Source organism: Vibrio sp. 10N.286.52.C3, assembly GCF_041468865.1.
Taxonomy (GTDB): Bacteria; Pseudomonadota; Gammaproteobacteria; order Enterobacterales; family Vibrionaceae; genus Vibrio; species Vibrio crassostreae_C.
Map to the genome: position 1 here is coordinate 17,069 of NZ_JBFRJM010000040.1, position 14,603 is coordinate 31,671.

Sequence of the window (14,603 nt, forward strand, 5' to 3'; positions counted from 1 at the left end):
CCGAGGACAATGACAATGGGTGGTATCAGTATTTGGCAACTTCTAATCATTGCTGTAATTGTAATTTTGCTATTCGGAACAAAGAAACTGCGCGGTATGGGTGGTGACTTAGGTTCAGCGGTTAAAGGCTTCAAAAAAGCGATGAGCGATGAAGACAAGCCTGCAGATAAGAAAGATGCAGACTTCGAACCAAAGAATATTGAACAGCAGAAGACAGAAGCTCACGCTGAAACAACTGCTGAAACAAAGAAAGACAAAGAGCAGGCGTAAATCGTGTTTGATATCGGTTTTTGGGAACTGGTATTAATATCTGTCGTTGGGTTAGTGGTTTTAGGGCCTGAGCGTTTGCCCGTGGCGATTCGCAGTATTTCCAAGTTTGTTGGACAAGCGAAAAGCATGGCAAACAGTGTGAAAGATGAACTTTCTCATGAGCTTAAGGTGCAAGAGCTGCAAGAAAACCTACGCAAGGCGGAAAAAATGGGTATGGAAGATTTATCTCCAGACCTTAAAGCGTCAGTCGATGAACTCAAGCAGGCCGCTGCTGAGGTTCAACGTCCGTATGCTAAGCCTGAGTCTGATAAGCCAAGTGAGACTAAACCTAGTGTCATGGAAACTGTGGAATCTGAAACCATTCAGGTCAACAGCGAAGCATCAGCACCGTCAGATAAGAAAGCCGAATAGTCTCGCAAGGAGGAGTCGCCGGATACTTGATTCGCTAGATGTTTAAATAGATATCTATTCAAGTAAATAACTATTCAAGTGGATACCAATTCAACTGGATAGATACACGCGCGGCTCCTTTTCGATCTTCCTGTTTTAAGAGGTTTGACATGTCTTCGACTGAGCAGACACAGCCTTTAATTAGCCACCTTCTAGAACTACGTAATCGCCTACTACGTGCGATTGTCGCGGTGCTAGTGATATTTGTCGGGCTAATTTATTTTGCTAATGATATTTATGAATTCGTATCAGCACCTTTGGTAGATCGTCTACCGGAAGGGGCGACGATGATCGCAACCGATGTTGCATCGCCATTTTTCACACCGCTGAAATTAACCTTGATCGCGTCTATATTCCTCGCGGTTCCGTTTATTTTGTATCAGGTGTGGGCTTTTGTTGCTCCGGGTTTATACAAGCATGAAAAACGCTTGATCATGCCGCTATTGGCTTCAAGTTCATTGCTGTTTTACTGTGGTGTGGCGTTCGCTTACTTTATTGTATTCCCGTTGGTATTTGGCTTTTTTACGGCCATATCATTAGGGGGAGTAGAGTTCGCAACCGACATCTCAAGCTATCTTGATTTTGTACTCGCGCTGTTCTTTGCTTTTGGTATTGCCTTTGAAGTGCCTGTTGCGATTATCTTGTTGTGTTGGACGGGGGCAACAACGCCTCAATCTCTGTCTGAAAAGCGTCCTTACATTGTGGTGGGTGCTTTCATCATCGGTATGATGCTGACACCACCAGATATGATCTCGCAAACACTGTTGGCGATTCCAATGTGTATTCTGTTTGAGATTGGTCTGTTTTTCGCACGCTTTTATACGCGTAAGCCAGATGCGGATGAAGAGGAAGAAGCTGAATCTTGATTCGGAATGCTTCAGTAAAAATCACATAATAAAAAAGCGGCCTAGGGCCGCTTTTTTATTATGTTTGTTTATCGAATCTTTAACTGATAGCCACAGTTCTGACATATATAGAGCTCTTTGATGCCCAAAATTTTATGCCATAGGGTTCGATGTTGACGTTGTAAGTGTTGTGAATGGTCACACATAATCAACTACCTCCATATGCAGGTGGTTGATACTATACATGTCACTTAGCTTTCTCAAATAAATTCAGGAAAAATCCGTAATAATTACTTATTAATAGATTTGTCATAAATTAAACAATGCCTTAGCATTTTTGGTGGTTATGTTTTCGACTTCTTCAAGGGTAATTCCGCGTAATTCGGCGATGCGTTTTGCTACTAATTCTGTGTAGGCTGGTTCATTGCGTTTACCGCGATTCGGTGTTGGTGCCAAGTATGGGCAATCTGTCTCTAGAATGACGTAATCCATATCGAGATGTGGGATCACCTTGTCCATCCCAGAGTTCTTAAAGGTCGAAACGCCGCCTAAACCTAAATGAAAGCCTAGCTCGTTGATCGCTTGAGCTTCCTCTAAGCTGCTACCAAAGCAGTGGAATACCCCGCGTAAGCTGCCATCTTGTTCTTTACGAAGTAGGGCAAGTGTCTCTTCAATGGAATCACGAGTGTGGATCACCACAGGTAGATCAAGCTCTTTTGCCCACTGCAGTTGAGTCACAAACGCCATCTCTTGTTCAGCCTTGAAGGTTTTATCCCAGTACAAGTCGATACCAATCTCACCCACGGCGATAAAGTCATGCTTATCAAACCAAGCTCGAATGGTTTTGAGGGTTTGCTCGATATTCGCATCCACATAACAAGGGTGTAAGCCCATCATTGAACGGCACACATCAGGAAACTGCGCTTCCGTTGCTAACATTGGTTCGATAGATTCTAAATCGATGTTCGGCAATAGAATGGTATCAATCCCTTGAGCCAGTGCGCGCTGCACAACTTGTTCGCGGTCTTCATCGAATTCACTAGCGTAAATATGAGCATGGGTGTCGATCATTGTTTTGTCCTGAAAGCGGTCTTTACTGAGTTGTCATGAGTATACGGCAGTGTGAGGAGAAGGTCATTTTTTGCCATTTATCCCTATTTTTGAGTGGGTTTCATATTTTACTGCTAGCGTCCTGAGCCATCAGTGATATGCTTTTGCCTGTATTTAGCACTTTTCATATCTAAGTATTTCGGTGCTTAGACTAGGCAAGGAGAATCTAGTGTCTGTTTCAATTCAAGGTCAATTCCCAGGTTGCCGTATGCGCCGTATGCGTAAGCACGACTTTAGCCGTCGCCTAATGGCAGAAAATCAATTGTCTGTGGATGATCTAATCTACCCAATGTTTATCCTGATGGGTAAAGACCGCCGCGAGCCTGTCGAGTCAATGCCAGGTGTTGAACGCTTGTCGATCGACTACATGCTTGAGGAAGCAGATTACCTGTCAAAGCTGGGTGTTCCTGCGATTGCTCTATTTCCAGTCGTGAACCAAGATGCTAAAAGTTTATGCGCAGCTGAAGCTCATAACTCAGAAGGTTTGGTGCAGCGCGCTGTACGTTTACTAAAAGAGCATGTGCCAAACATTGGCGTTATTACTGACGTAGCACTAGACCCGTTCACCACTCACGGCCAAGACGGCATCATCGATGAAGATGGTTACGTGATGAATGACGAGACGACTGAAGTCTTGATCAAGCAAGCATTATCACACGCTGAAGCGGGTGCTGACGTAGTTGCCCCATCGGATATGATGGATGGTCGCATTGGTAAGATCCGTGAAGCGTTAGAAGAAGCGGGCCATATTCATACTCAGATTATGGCGTACTCTGCAAAATATGCATCGTGCTACTACGGCCCATTCCGTGATGCAGTTGGCAGTGCTTCGAACCTGAAAGGTGGTAACAAGAAGAACTACCAGATGGATCCAGCCAACAGCGATGAAGCGATTCATGAAGTCGCGATGGATCTTAATGAAGGTGCGGACATGGTGATGGTGAAACCAGGCATGCCTTACCTTGATATTGTTCGTCGTGTTAAGCACGAACTGCAAGCGCCTACGTTTGCTTACCAAGTATCTGGTGAATACGCGATGCACAAAGCGGCGATTCAAAACGGCTGGCTGAAAGAGCGCGAAACCGTCATGGAATCACTGTTGTGCTTTAAGCGTGCTGGCGCTGATGGCATTCTTACTTACTTCGCTAAAGATGTCGCAGAGTGGCTTGCTGAAGATAACGCACAAGCTGCTGAGCATTTAAAAGAAAAGTAACCGTGTAGATCTCACTTAAGTGATCAGTAAAGGGTTGGCCATTGTGCCAGCCCTTTCGTTTATAAGGATGAATAAGATGTCAGTTGTCGTACGTGAAGGTTCTTTAGAAGAAGTGGTGTCTGTGGTCGAGCAGATCTCTGAGTTCGCTAAAAAAGAGAGTGTCGCTTCTCTGTCAGAGCGGCTGGCAGGGAAAAAGAGCCTTATCTTAGTGGCTGAAGAAGCTGGCGTGTTGCTTGGCTTTAAGATCGGCTATGAATTGGATCAAGATACTTTTTACAGCTGGTTTGGTGGCGTGTCACCGCTCGCGAGGAACAAAGGCGTTGCACAGGCGCAATTAGACGCTCAGGAACAGTGGGCGAAAGAGCAGGGCTACAGACAGTTAAAGGTTAAGTCTCGTAACCAGTTCCCTGCAATGTTGCGTCTGTTATTGAGAAACGGTTACCTAATCGAAAAATTTGAAGAAAAAGAAGACATTAATGACCATAGAATCCATTTTTTGAAGCAAATTTAAGCACTGCTGTTAACGGTTTATAAATCAAATGATATCTATTCTCATTTAAGTGTTGACTATTAAATGAGAATCATTATTATTAACTTCGTCTTAGGGAATAAGGAAATGTTCACAAGGATGTTAAGTACTCAAGTATCTACTTGGTTACCCAACAGAATTCTCGCGAACTTGTACTAAGTTCTTTTTGACACGACATTGCTCACATTGCTTCCAGTGTAATTTATAGCTTTTAGGTAAAGCTGTGGTATTCAATTTGAATGGCTTTACCGGTTTTTGCTAGGCGACATCTTCGGGTGTCGCTTTTTTTATACCTACCATTTCAACAAGATGCATATTTAGTGGCACGTATTTTTATGAATAAAACGCCATCAGCATTCTTTTCCACAACGCAAGATCGAGAAAAGATCGTTGATCATCTGTTCGATCTGTAAAATTATTCTTTATTTTCAGTTGTTTATTGGTGTTTTTTGAGTTGTTCACCTTAGTTCTCAACAGGGTGGATAAATAATATAAACAGAGTTATCCACAGAACGCTTGCGTCTAAGAACAAAAAATAACAACAAATCGATTATAACGAACACAACCGAGTGAACGGATACAGATCGACAACGTGGAATCCAACCAACAGACGTGGCATTCTTAACAGATAATTTCTGTACTTACTGGATACACAAACATTATGGCTCGTATTCCTGATAATCCATTGATTCTGATCGATGGCTCTTCTTACCTATATCGCGCGTTCCATGCTTACCCTGGCACAATGAGCAATGGTGATATCCCAACTAACGCTGTTTACGGTGTAGTTAACATGCTGCGCAGCATGATGCGTCAATTTGCTTCTGATCGTATTGCGGTAATTTTTGATGCGAAAGGAAAGACGTTCCGTGATGACATGTACCCAGAGTACAAGGCAAATCGTCCACCTATGCCTGATGATCTTCGTTGCCAGATTGAGCCTTTGCACAATGTGATTCGTGCAATGGGTTTGCCACTTATCTCTATTCCCGGAGTTGAAGCGGATGACGTGATCGGTACGCTAGCTTCTCAAGCATCTAAAGCGGGCATGCCGGTTTTGATCAGTACTGGCGATAAAGATATGGCGCAGCTGGTTGATGACAACGTTACTTTGATCAACACCATGACCAACGTGGTTATGGATCGCGAAGGCGTGATAGAGAAGTTTGGCATCCCACCTGAGCTGATTATCGACTACCTTGCACTGATGGGCGATAAAGTGGATAACATTCCTGGCGTTCCAGGTGTTGGTGACAAAACAGCAACTGCTCTACTACAAGGCATTGGTAGCATCGAAAAGCTGTATCAAAACCTGGATGATATTGCCGCTCTTGGCTTCCGTGGTTCAAAAACCATGGCTAAGAAGCTGATTGATAATAAAGACAACGCTGAGATGTCTTACGAGCTTGCAACGATCAAACTGGACGTCGAGTTAGAAGAGACACCTGAGTCGCTTGTAAAAGCACAACCAAATACGGATGAGCTGATTAAGCTATACGGTCAACTGGTCTTCAAATCTTGGTTGAACGAGCTACTGGAAGGCGGCAGCGGTGTGGTTGAGGCGGATGAAAAGTCGGGTGCTGTGCGTAGCAGCACGGCATCAACCACTTCTACCGTAGAAATGAACACCTCTGCAGTGACGATTGATCGCAGCAACTACGAAACCATCTTAGATGAAGCCTCTTTTAATGCGTGGCTAGAGAAACTGAAAGCGTCAGAGGTGTTTGCCTTTGATACTGAAACAGACAGCTTGGACTACATGGTGGCTAACCTTGTTGGTCTATCATTCGCAACCGAAGAAGGCGTTGCCGCTTACGTACCGGTTGCCCATGATTACCTAGATGCACCTCAACAACTCGACCGTGATTGGGTACTTGAACAGCTTAAGCCGATTCTTGAAGATGACGCACAGGCTAAAGTCGGTCAAAACCTGAAGTACGATATGAGCGTTTTAGCGCGCTACGGTATCGAGATGAAAGGCATCAAGCACGACACCATGCTAGCGTCTTATGTTTTTAATAGCGTTGGCGGCAAGCATGATATGGATAGCCTAGCGCTGCGTTTCCTTCAGCACAGCTGCATCTCATTTGAGCAAATCGCAGGTAAAGGTAAGAAGCAGCTTACTTTCAACCAGATTGAGCTGGGAGAAGCGTCTCCATACGCAGCAGAAGATGCTGACGTGACACTACGTCTTCATAACCGTTTGATGGAAAACATTGAGCAAGATGAAAAGCTAAAAGCCATCTATGAAGAAATCGAAGTACCACTGATCCCTGTAATGTCTCGCATTGAACGTACCGGCGTATTCATCGATGACATGTTGCTGGGCGCTCAATCGCAAGAGATTGCGGTTCGATTGGATGAGCTAGAACAGAAAGCCTACGAGATTGCAGAGCAAGAGTTCAACATGAACTCGCCAAAACAGCTGCAAGCGATCCTGTTTGAGAAAATGGGTCTGCCTGTTATCAAGAAAACGCCATCAGGTGCACCTTCAACCAACGAAGAAGTGCTGCAAGAGTTGGCTCTTGATTACCCGCTACCTAAGCTGATCATTGAGTATCGTGGCCTTGCGAAACTAAAGTCGACCTACACAGATAAACTACCGAAGATGATCAACGCTGAAACGGGTCGTGTTCATACGTCTTATCACCAAGCGGTGACAGCAACGGGTCGATTGTCTTCAACAGATCCAAACCTGCAGAACATCCCAATTCGTAATGAAGAAGGCCGTCGTATCCGCCAAGCATTCGTTGCACAACATGGTTGGAAGATTCTAGCGGTCGATTACTCTCAAATTGAATTGCGTATCATGGCGCACCTTTCGGGTGATAAAGCGCTTCTGGAAGCATTCCAACAAGGCAAAGATATCCACGCGGCAACGGCTGCTGAGATCATTGGTGTTGATATTGAGAGTGTGACCACTGAACAACGTCGTCGTGCTAAAGCCGTTAACTTCGGTCTTATCTACGGTATGAGTGCCTTTGGCTTGGCTAAGCAACTGGGTATTCCTCGTGGCGAAGCACAGCACTACATGGACACTTACTTCGAGCGTTACCCTGGCGTAATGCAGTATATGGAAGACACGCGCAGTGCTGCTTCAGAGCAAGGCTTCGTTGAAACCATTTACGGTCGTCGACTGCACCTTCCTGAGATTCAATCTCGTAATGGCATGCGTCGTAAAGCTGCTGAACGCGCGGCGATCAATGCGCCAATGCAAGGCACAGCAGCGGACATCATTAAGAAAGCGATGTTGTTAGTCGATGAGTGGATTCAAGCCGAAGGCGATGGTCGTGTGAAGCTATTGATGCAAGTACACGATGAATTGGTGTTTGAAGTGGAAGAGTCAGCTTTAGCCGAAATTGAAAGTAAAGTACAACAATTGATGGAATCCGCGGCAGAACTAGAAGTGCCGCTTGTGGCGGAAGCTGGCCACGGTGATAACTGGGATCAAGCCCACTAATCAGTTTTTGACCTTATTAAGCAAATTAGTATGAGCCAGTGCACAAACACTGGCTTTTTTTTGTCTCGAATAAAGATAAGCTGTGAAAAGAACTTAGATGTTTTAATAAAACATTCATGAAAAAAAACTACAAAAATTGTTTTCATTTCTGAGCAATTGTTGTACATTAAATCTTGTAGGGTACAGAGGTAAGATGTTCTATCTTTCAGACCTTTTGTTTCACGTTATTGGATTAGGCTGATTCAGCCGCCCCAGTCAGTATTTGACTGGGGCGTTTTTTCTTGTGCGAAAGAAAAATATTTCCAACCTATCATTCCCCCGTAAAACCTCTCATTTTTAGTGCCTTTTATTACACTTTCTCAAGCACAGTGATAAACCCCTGATTTGCCTTAGATCTGAAATTCGATCAGCTTTTGGTAATTTAAATCCGTCTCTAAGTCGATTGTTTTATCACTTGAAATAACTTTTATTTTACAAGTTATCGATAAAGGATTGATGGATCACGCCTTATTTATCAGTGTATTGAGTCGGTGAATGCTCAATGTAATCCATGATTTTCTGTTGTTTCTCGGTGCTGTATTTCAGTGCTTCGGCGGTGATCTGGATGGATTGTGCCATCGAAGAGATATTGTTGGTCGCTTTTACCAAGGTTTGCTGCATGGGTTTCAGGATAAGCAGATAGATAGCGGTCAAAGCGATAATAATGACGGCGATAACGGCCGCCAGCGCAATGATGATCTTGGTCTGAATATCATCCAACAGCATTTGACTGGTTTGTTTAAAGGCGAGTCGAGATTGGTCTAAGGCTTGTGGCAGTTGATTGAGTGATGTCTTGGTGGAGCTCGCAAGCTTATTGATACTTTCAACCGTTTGATTGAGGGCTTGTTGCTGGTCGTCGCTTAGGTTGGGGTTGTTGACTATCGCTTGCAAAGATTGCGATATCACCTCAAGAGACTCACTCGCGTCTTGGGCGTACTTTTCCATGCCATCGAGGTCTAAGGTCATATCGACATTGATCAGTGGGGCTTGTTCTTGTTCTTGTTCTGCTTCAGAGGCAAACCCTGTCAGTGAGACCAACATAAGTGCAATGATGGCCAATGGTGTTTTCCACATGAGTATTCCTTTCTCATTGTTCTGATTATTTAGATGTGTCTTTTAGTATGGTTCACTTCTATTGGTTTTAGTGGCTAAATCCGATTTTTAACACTAAAAACTTATGCTTAACTCACTCATTTTTGGGCAAAAAAATACCCCACCTATATAAGGGGGGGCATTGATAAGGCTAAATCACGTGTTGTAAGTGCTCTAACCTATAGCGATAAGTAGAGGAACTACTCTGAGTCGTTGTGCTCTTCGTCTGCTAACTCATCAATGATTTGATCAGCAAGCGCAGGCGCAAACCACTCATCCATCTTGGCACGCAGTTGGTCAACGCCGATGCCCTTCATTGAAGAGAAGACATCAACCGCAACATCACCACCGAAAGATTTTGCATCGTTACGGATTTTCAGTAGCTGTGCTTTACGCGCACCACTTTTCAGTTTGTCTGCTTTTGTTAACAAAACCTGTACTGGGATGCGGCTATCGATAGCCCAGTAGATCATTTGTTGGTCAAGGTCTTTCATTGGGTGACGGATATCCATCAATACCACTAAACCTTTCAGGCTTTCACGTCGTTGTAGGTATTCACCTAGCGACTTCTGCCATTTTTTCTTCATCTCAAGTGGTACTTGAGCAAAGCCATATCCAGGTAAATCGACGATATGACAACCGTCCGTTACCTTAAATAGGTTGATTAGCTGAGTTCGACCGGGTGTTTTACTGGTTTTCGCCAAGCTTTTTTGGTTTGTAACGCGATTTAGCGCGCTAGATTTACCAGCATTGGAGCGTCCTGCAAACGCAATTTCGATCCCTTCGTCTTCTGGTAAATGACGAATATCAGGTGCACTGGTAATGAAATGCGTGTTTTGATAATGAATTTTTACGCTCACTGTTAACTCCATCTCGACTTTGTGTAGTCGATTGATTACTTTTTTGTGAATTTGTGTAAAATAACCGTGCTCGGCATAAGGTCGCCTATTGTACCATGAGTGGCAACATAGAGTGGTACTGGAAGCTTGATAATTATAATGGAATGTCATGAAGAAATTAGCGCTAATTTTGAGTCTTTTAGCCAGCTGCTCAGTATGGGCTCAAGGTAGTATTGAAGCTGGTAAAGCCAAATCACAAACATGTGTTGCCTGCCACGGTGCTGACGGCAACAGCCTGATCACTCAGTACCCTAAGCTGGCTGGTCAACATGAGAAGTATCTAGAGAAGCAGTTAAAAGAGCTTAAGCTAGGTATGACAAGTGGTGGTAAGCAAGGTCGTTACGAACCTGTAATGGGTGCAATGGCGATGCCTTTATCTGAAGAAGATATGGCTGACCTAGCGGCATACTACGCCTCTCTACCTATCTCTAGTAACTCTACTCCTGAAAATGTAGTAGATGAAGGTAAGGTTCTTTACACAGCGGGTAACGCAGAACGCGGCGTAACGGCGTGTATTGCTTGTCATGGCCCTCGTGGTAATGGTACCGAACTTTCTGGTTTCCCTAAGATTTCAGGTCAGCACGCAGATTACATCAAGGCTCAACTTGAAAAATTCCGCGATGGTGACCGTAATAACGACATGAATGCGATGATGCGTGATGTAGCTAAAAAGTTAACAGACGCTGATATTGATACCTTATCGAAGTACGTTGGTGGTTTACACTAATTTGTCGGTTTCTTGCTCTTAGCCAGAGTAAAGGAATGTACGTTCGAGCGAGATTGAAGAGACGCCCCGATCAGTAATGGTCGGGGCGTTTTCTTTTGTATTGGTTTTATTAATGCGTTTTGTGTTTATGTCTGATTTATCAATGTGTGATCGATTTGTGTACAAAAGTGTGAAGTCGCACTCTTGTAGTCTTTTTGTAACACGGTAAAGTAACCGCCATCAGCTAGGAGCTGACTTAGATATGGATGATCATCTAGTCTAACGGTATAGACAGAAATGGATCAGGCTAGGACAGCCCAGCAACAAGGTGTTAGAAAAGGATAGCCAAAACTCATCAGGACGATGAACAACAAACAAATTTGGCATGGAAAGCACCAATAACAAATGGAGATTTGTGTACCAAGTTGAGTATGCAAATTTTGGCCGATATAGGCAGATTTAGAGAGCGATAGGTTTTCCTATCGCTTTTTTTATTGATTTGATGAAAAAACACCCAATACCTCTCCACTATAAACTCAGTTTCTGGTATGTTTCGCATCCCTGTTTAAGGATGTGCTATGTATACTTGTCCCTTATGCCATCACCAAGGCGTGAATCACTATTTTGAAGACAAACGCAGAGCCTATCTGCAGTGTCAGCAATGTGAACTGGTATTTGTTAAACCTGAACAAAGGTTAGAAGCAAAAGAAGAAAAAGCACACTATGATCTCCATGAGAACGATCCTAGTGATGCAGGCTATCGCCGCTTTTTATCTCGCATCGCGGATCCACTAACAGACAAAATTTCATCTAACTCACACGGGTTGGATTTTGGTTGTGGCCCAGGCCCTACGCTATCTATTATGTTAGAAGAAGCCGGACACACCATGGAGTTGTACGATATCTATTACCACCCAGAACCCTCTGTGTTGGAAAAAACGTATGACTTTATGACTGCCACGGAGGTGATAGAGCATCTTTATCACCCAGACAAAGTGTGGCAGCAATGGTTGAATTTAGTTAAACCCAAGGGCTGGATTGGTCTTATGACTAAACTAGTAATAGACGTAGACGCGTTTGCTGGTTGGCACTACAAGAATGACCCGACACATGTCGTCTTCTTTAGTCGTCAAACATTCCAGTTTTTGGCAGAGCGGGATAAGCTCGAACTAGAATTTTTTGGAAATGATGTAATTTTACTGAGGAAAGTGCAGTAATGGGTCGTAGTAAGAAATCAAGAAAGCCGGGAGCACTTGGCGCTCCGGAGCCTATGGTTACTCGTAACCGTAGTGAATCTGATGTTGAAGGTCGTGAACGTAAGCGTGTTAAAAAGCGTAAAGGCCTTAAGTCTGGCAGCCGTCACTCAGATGGTAGCGAAGCAAAACAGCGTAAAGCTGCACAAGCTCGTGATCCACGTTTAGGCAGCAAGAAAAAAATTCCGCTGATCGTTGAACCAGCGAAGAAGCCGACTAAACAAGAGCGCAAGCTATCTAACGAACAAGAGTTAGAGATGCTTGAGAATGACGCTCAACTGAACACACTCCTAGATCGTATCGAAAATGGTGAAAACCTAGGTGCTGGTCTACAGAAGTTTGTTGATGAGAAACTTGATCGTATCGAACACCTAATGGGACGCTTAGGTCTACTAGAGCCAGAAGACGATGAAGAAGAGATCTTCGAAGAAGCACCGGTTGCCTCTAAGAAGAAAGCGAGCTCTGACGAAGACTTGCTATCTCAATTCGAAGATTTCGATTTAGACAGCTTTAAAGGTTAATAGCCAGTGAACGTAACCTTATTAGCAATTGCTGGTGGAATTATCATTCTCGGCTTGGGCTCTTACGCAGGTTACCTTCTACTTCAAGTGAAGAAGCAGACGGAGTTGCAAAAGCAGCATCAAGCACTAGCCATTGAAAAACGCAACGCGACGATTTACGAAAACGTAAATACTTTGTGCTTAGCGGGCATTCAAGGGCAATGTGACTTACCTGAGATCAGTATCCGAGTGTGTATCATTATGGATAATGTTCAGGGTGATGAGCGTGTCGATTTTGATTCTGAGTATCCTGCTCTTTCTGAGCTGTACCATATCGTAAAAGATATGGCTCGCGGAGAGGCAAGACAGGAACTGACGAAGAAAGAGCGCATGCAGCAGAATCTCACGCGCCATAAGGCAGAGACTCGCTTGAATGATGCGGTCATTGAAGATCTGAAAAGGTTGCAAGAGAAGGTTAAACCTCTCAACAACCAAATCAACATTCAGATGATCTAGTCGCTAAGACTATTTAAAATAGAGGCTTGTTTAATACAGGGTGTTCTTGAGACACCTTATCTTTATAGATAGTGTTAAATGAGCCTTCTTACCTTTTGCGTCTCGTTAATCCCGACGCTTTGTTAGTGATCAAGCTAGCAGTTCTGAGTTTTTGTCTAAAAAATTGATTTTGTCTTGGAACGACCTTACAGGTCGTGTGGCAAAATAACCCGTCTATATTTTAATGTATGTAAAATGATTTGAGAGACCTTAGGTTCTCGCGGATCTAAATTGGAAATACCGCTATGTCGAGCAAGCCAGTAACAACGAATCAGCAAATCGTTTGGGATCAAGAGATCTTAAACAAGTACAACTATTCGGGACCTCGTTACACCTCATACCCAACTGCGTTGGAGTTTCATGAAGCGTTTACCGTCGCTGATTACGACATGGCGTGTACTCAATATCCTGAGCGTCCACTCTCTCTTTACGTGCATATCCCGTTCTGCCACAAGCTTTGTTACTACTGTGGTTGTAATAAAGTCATTACTCGTCACTCGCATAAAGCGGATGAGTACCTTGATGTGATTGAACATGAAATCCGCCAACGCGCCTCTTTATTGAATGGCCGTGAAGTGACGCAATTGCACTTCGGTGGTGGTACGCCAACGTTCTTGACCAAAACACAAATCACTCGTTTGATGAGTATTTTGCGTGAAGAGTTTAACTTCACCGCTGACGCTGAAATCAGTATTGAAGTTGACCCGCGTGAGATTGAGCTAGACGTACTTGACCACCTGCGTAACGAAGGCTTCAACCGCCTGAGCATTGGCGTGCAAGACTTCAATAAAGAAGTGCAGAAACTGGTTAACCGTGAGCAAGATGAAGAGTTCATCATTGCGATGGTTAAACGAGCGAAAGAGCTAGGCTTCCGTTCAACTAATCTGGATTTGATCTACGGCCTACCAAAGCAGACTCAAGCTTTGTTCGCTGAAACATTGAAGCAAGTGTTAGAAATGAAGCCGGGCCGTTTATCGGTATTTAACTACGCACACATGCCTCAGCTGTTTGCGGCGCAGCGTAAGATTAAAGACGAAGATCTACCTGAAGCGAAAGAGAAAATGGCTATCTTGCAAGATACCATCGAGACGCTAACGGGAGCGGGTTACCAGTTCATTGGTATGGATCACTTCGCACTACCTGAAGATGAGCTAGCCGTAGCACAGCGTGAAGGTATTCTGCATCGTAACTTCCAAGGCTACACCACCCAAGGTGAAGCTGACTTAATTGGTTTCGGTGTTTCTGCGATTTCTATGGTTGGTGATGCTTACGCACAAAATCAGAAAGAGCTGAAGAAGTACTACGCTCAGGTGAATGACCTGCGTCATGCACTTTGGAAAGGTGTTGCTCTAGACAGTGACGACCTTCTACGTCGTGAAGTGATCAAGCAGCTGATTTGTAACTTCAAGCTTGATAAAACAATGATCGAATCTGAGTTCTCGGTTAACTTTAATCGCTACTTCAAAGAAGATTTAGAGCTTCTACAAACCTTCATCAACGATGATTTGGTTGAAGTCGATGACAAAGAAATCCGCGTTACTCTGCGTGGCCGCTTGCTGATCCGTAACATCTGTATGTGTTTTGATAAATACTTACGTGCAAAGGCTCGCCAGCAGCAATTCTCTCGCGTTATCTAATCGCTCGATAGAGAATAGAACAATAAAAAATGGTTCATCGCGGCT

At 43.9% G+C, this 14,603-nt stretch carries 14 protein-coding genes; 11 read left to right on the forward strand and 3 right to left on the reverse strand.

All coding sequences use genetic code 11. The features are described from left to right. Window positions 1-15 precede the first annotated feature (15 nt). The 3 genes from tatA to tatC all read left to right on the forward strand — a co-directional run bounded on the left by tatA (window position 16) and on the right by tatC (window position 1,586). On the forward strand, window positions 16-270 hold the full coding sequence (tatA, locus tag AB4138_RS15170; protein ID WP_017060154.1) for a Sec-independent protein translocase subunit TatA: 255 nt from the start codon (window positions 16-18) through the stop codon (window positions 268-270). A 3-nt stretch (window positions 271-273) separates the two neighbouring features. After that, a complete protein-coding gene (gene tatB, locus AB4138_RS15175; RefSeq protein WP_017060155.1) occupies window positions 274-681 on the forward strand; it encodes a Sec-independent protein translocase protein TatB in 408 nt (135 codons plus the stop codon). A 149-nt stretch (window positions 682-830) separates the two neighbouring features. Further along, entirely contained in the window at window positions 831-1,586 is a 756-nt protein-coding gene (gene tatC, locus AB4138_RS15180) for a twin-arginine translocase subunit TatC (RefSeq protein ID WP_017060156.1), read from the forward strand. A gap of 288 nt (window positions 1,587-1,874) precedes the next feature. Here tatC and AB4138_RS15185 read toward each other — a convergent pair whose 3' ends face one another. Further along, window positions 1,875-2,636: a TatD family hydrolase gene (locus tag AB4138_RS15185; protein ID WP_017063053.1), complete on the reverse strand. Its 762-nt coding sequence runs from the start codon at window positions 2,634-2,636 to the stop codon at window positions 1,875-1,877. A gap of 208 nt (window positions 2,637-2,844) precedes the next feature. Here AB4138_RS15185 and hemB point away from each other — a divergent pair, with 208 nt between their 5' ends. From hemB to polA, 3 genes are all read left to right on the forward strand, one after another. Beyond that, on the forward strand, window positions 2,845-3,888 hold the full coding sequence (gene hemB, locus AB4138_RS15190) for a porphobilinogen synthase (protein ID WP_372306624.1): 1,044 nt from the start codon (window positions 2,845-2,847) through the stop codon (window positions 3,886-3,888). A 76-nt stretch (window positions 3,889-3,964) separates the two neighbouring features. Continuing rightward, window positions 3,965-4,399, forward strand: a complete 435-nt coding sequence (locus tag AB4138_RS15195; protein WP_372306625.1) for a GNAT family N-acetyltransferase — start codon at window positions 3,965-3,967, stop codon at window positions 4,397-4,399. A 679-nt stretch (window positions 4,400-5,078) separates the two neighbouring features. Further along, window positions 5,079-7,877 (forward strand): DNA polymerase I, encoded by a 2,799-nt coding sequence (polA, locus tag AB4138_RS15200; protein WP_372306628.1) that lies wholly within the window; start codon window positions 5,079-5,081, stop codon window positions 7,875-7,877. 507 nt (window positions 7,878-8,384) lie between these two features. Here the strand turns inward: polA and AB4138_RS15205 are convergent. Together AB4138_RS15205 and yihA are read right to left on the reverse strand one after the other, a co-directional pair. After that, window positions 8,385-8,990, reverse strand: coding sequence for a GTP-binding protein (locus AB4138_RS15205; protein WP_102428481.1), 606 nt, complete (start codon window positions 8,988-8,990; stop codon window positions 8,385-8,387). Between the two features lie 218 nt (window positions 8,991-9,208). Continuing rightward, window positions 9,209-9,868 (reverse strand): ribosome biogenesis GTP-binding protein YihA/YsxC, encoded by a 660-nt coding sequence (gene yihA / locus AB4138_RS15210; RefSeq protein WP_017060162.1) that lies wholly within the window; start codon window positions 9,866-9,868, stop codon window positions 9,209-9,211. Between the two features lie 148 nt (window positions 9,869-10,016). Here yihA and AB4138_RS15215 point away from each other — a divergent pair, with 148 nt between their 5' ends. From AB4138_RS15215 to hemN, 5 genes are all read left to right on the forward strand, one after another. Then, window positions 10,017-10,634, forward strand: a complete 618-nt coding sequence (locus AB4138_RS15215) for a cytochrome c (RefSeq protein WP_012602993.1) — start codon at window positions 10,017-10,019, stop codon at window positions 10,632-10,634. Window positions 10,635-11,191: 557 nt separating this feature from the next. Beyond that, window positions 11,192-11,830, forward strand: coding sequence for a class I SAM-dependent methyltransferase (locus AB4138_RS15220; protein ID WP_010433503.1), 639 nt, complete (start codon window positions 11,192-11,194; stop codon window positions 11,828-11,830). Beyond that, a complete protein-coding gene (gene yihI / locus AB4138_RS15225; protein ID WP_017060163.1) occupies window positions 11,830-12,387 on the forward strand; it encodes a Der GTPase-activating protein YihI in 558 nt (185 codons plus the stop codon). The genes AB4138_RS15220 and yihI overlap by 1 nt, the downstream gene beginning before the upstream one ends. Window positions 12,388-12,393: 6 nt before the next feature. Next, on the forward strand, window positions 12,394-12,882 hold the full coding sequence (locus AB4138_RS15230) for a DUF2489 domain-containing protein (RefSeq protein ID WP_017060164.1): 489 nt from the start codon (window positions 12,394-12,396) through the stop codon (window positions 12,880-12,882). 284 nt (window positions 12,883-13,166) lie between these two features. After that, window positions 13,167-14,558, forward strand: coding sequence for an oxygen-independent coproporphyrinogen III oxidase (gene hemN, locus AB4138_RS15235; protein ID WP_017070103.1), 1,392 nt, complete (start codon window positions 13,167-13,169; stop codon window positions 14,556-14,558). Window positions 14,559-14,603: the final 45 nt, after the last annotated feature.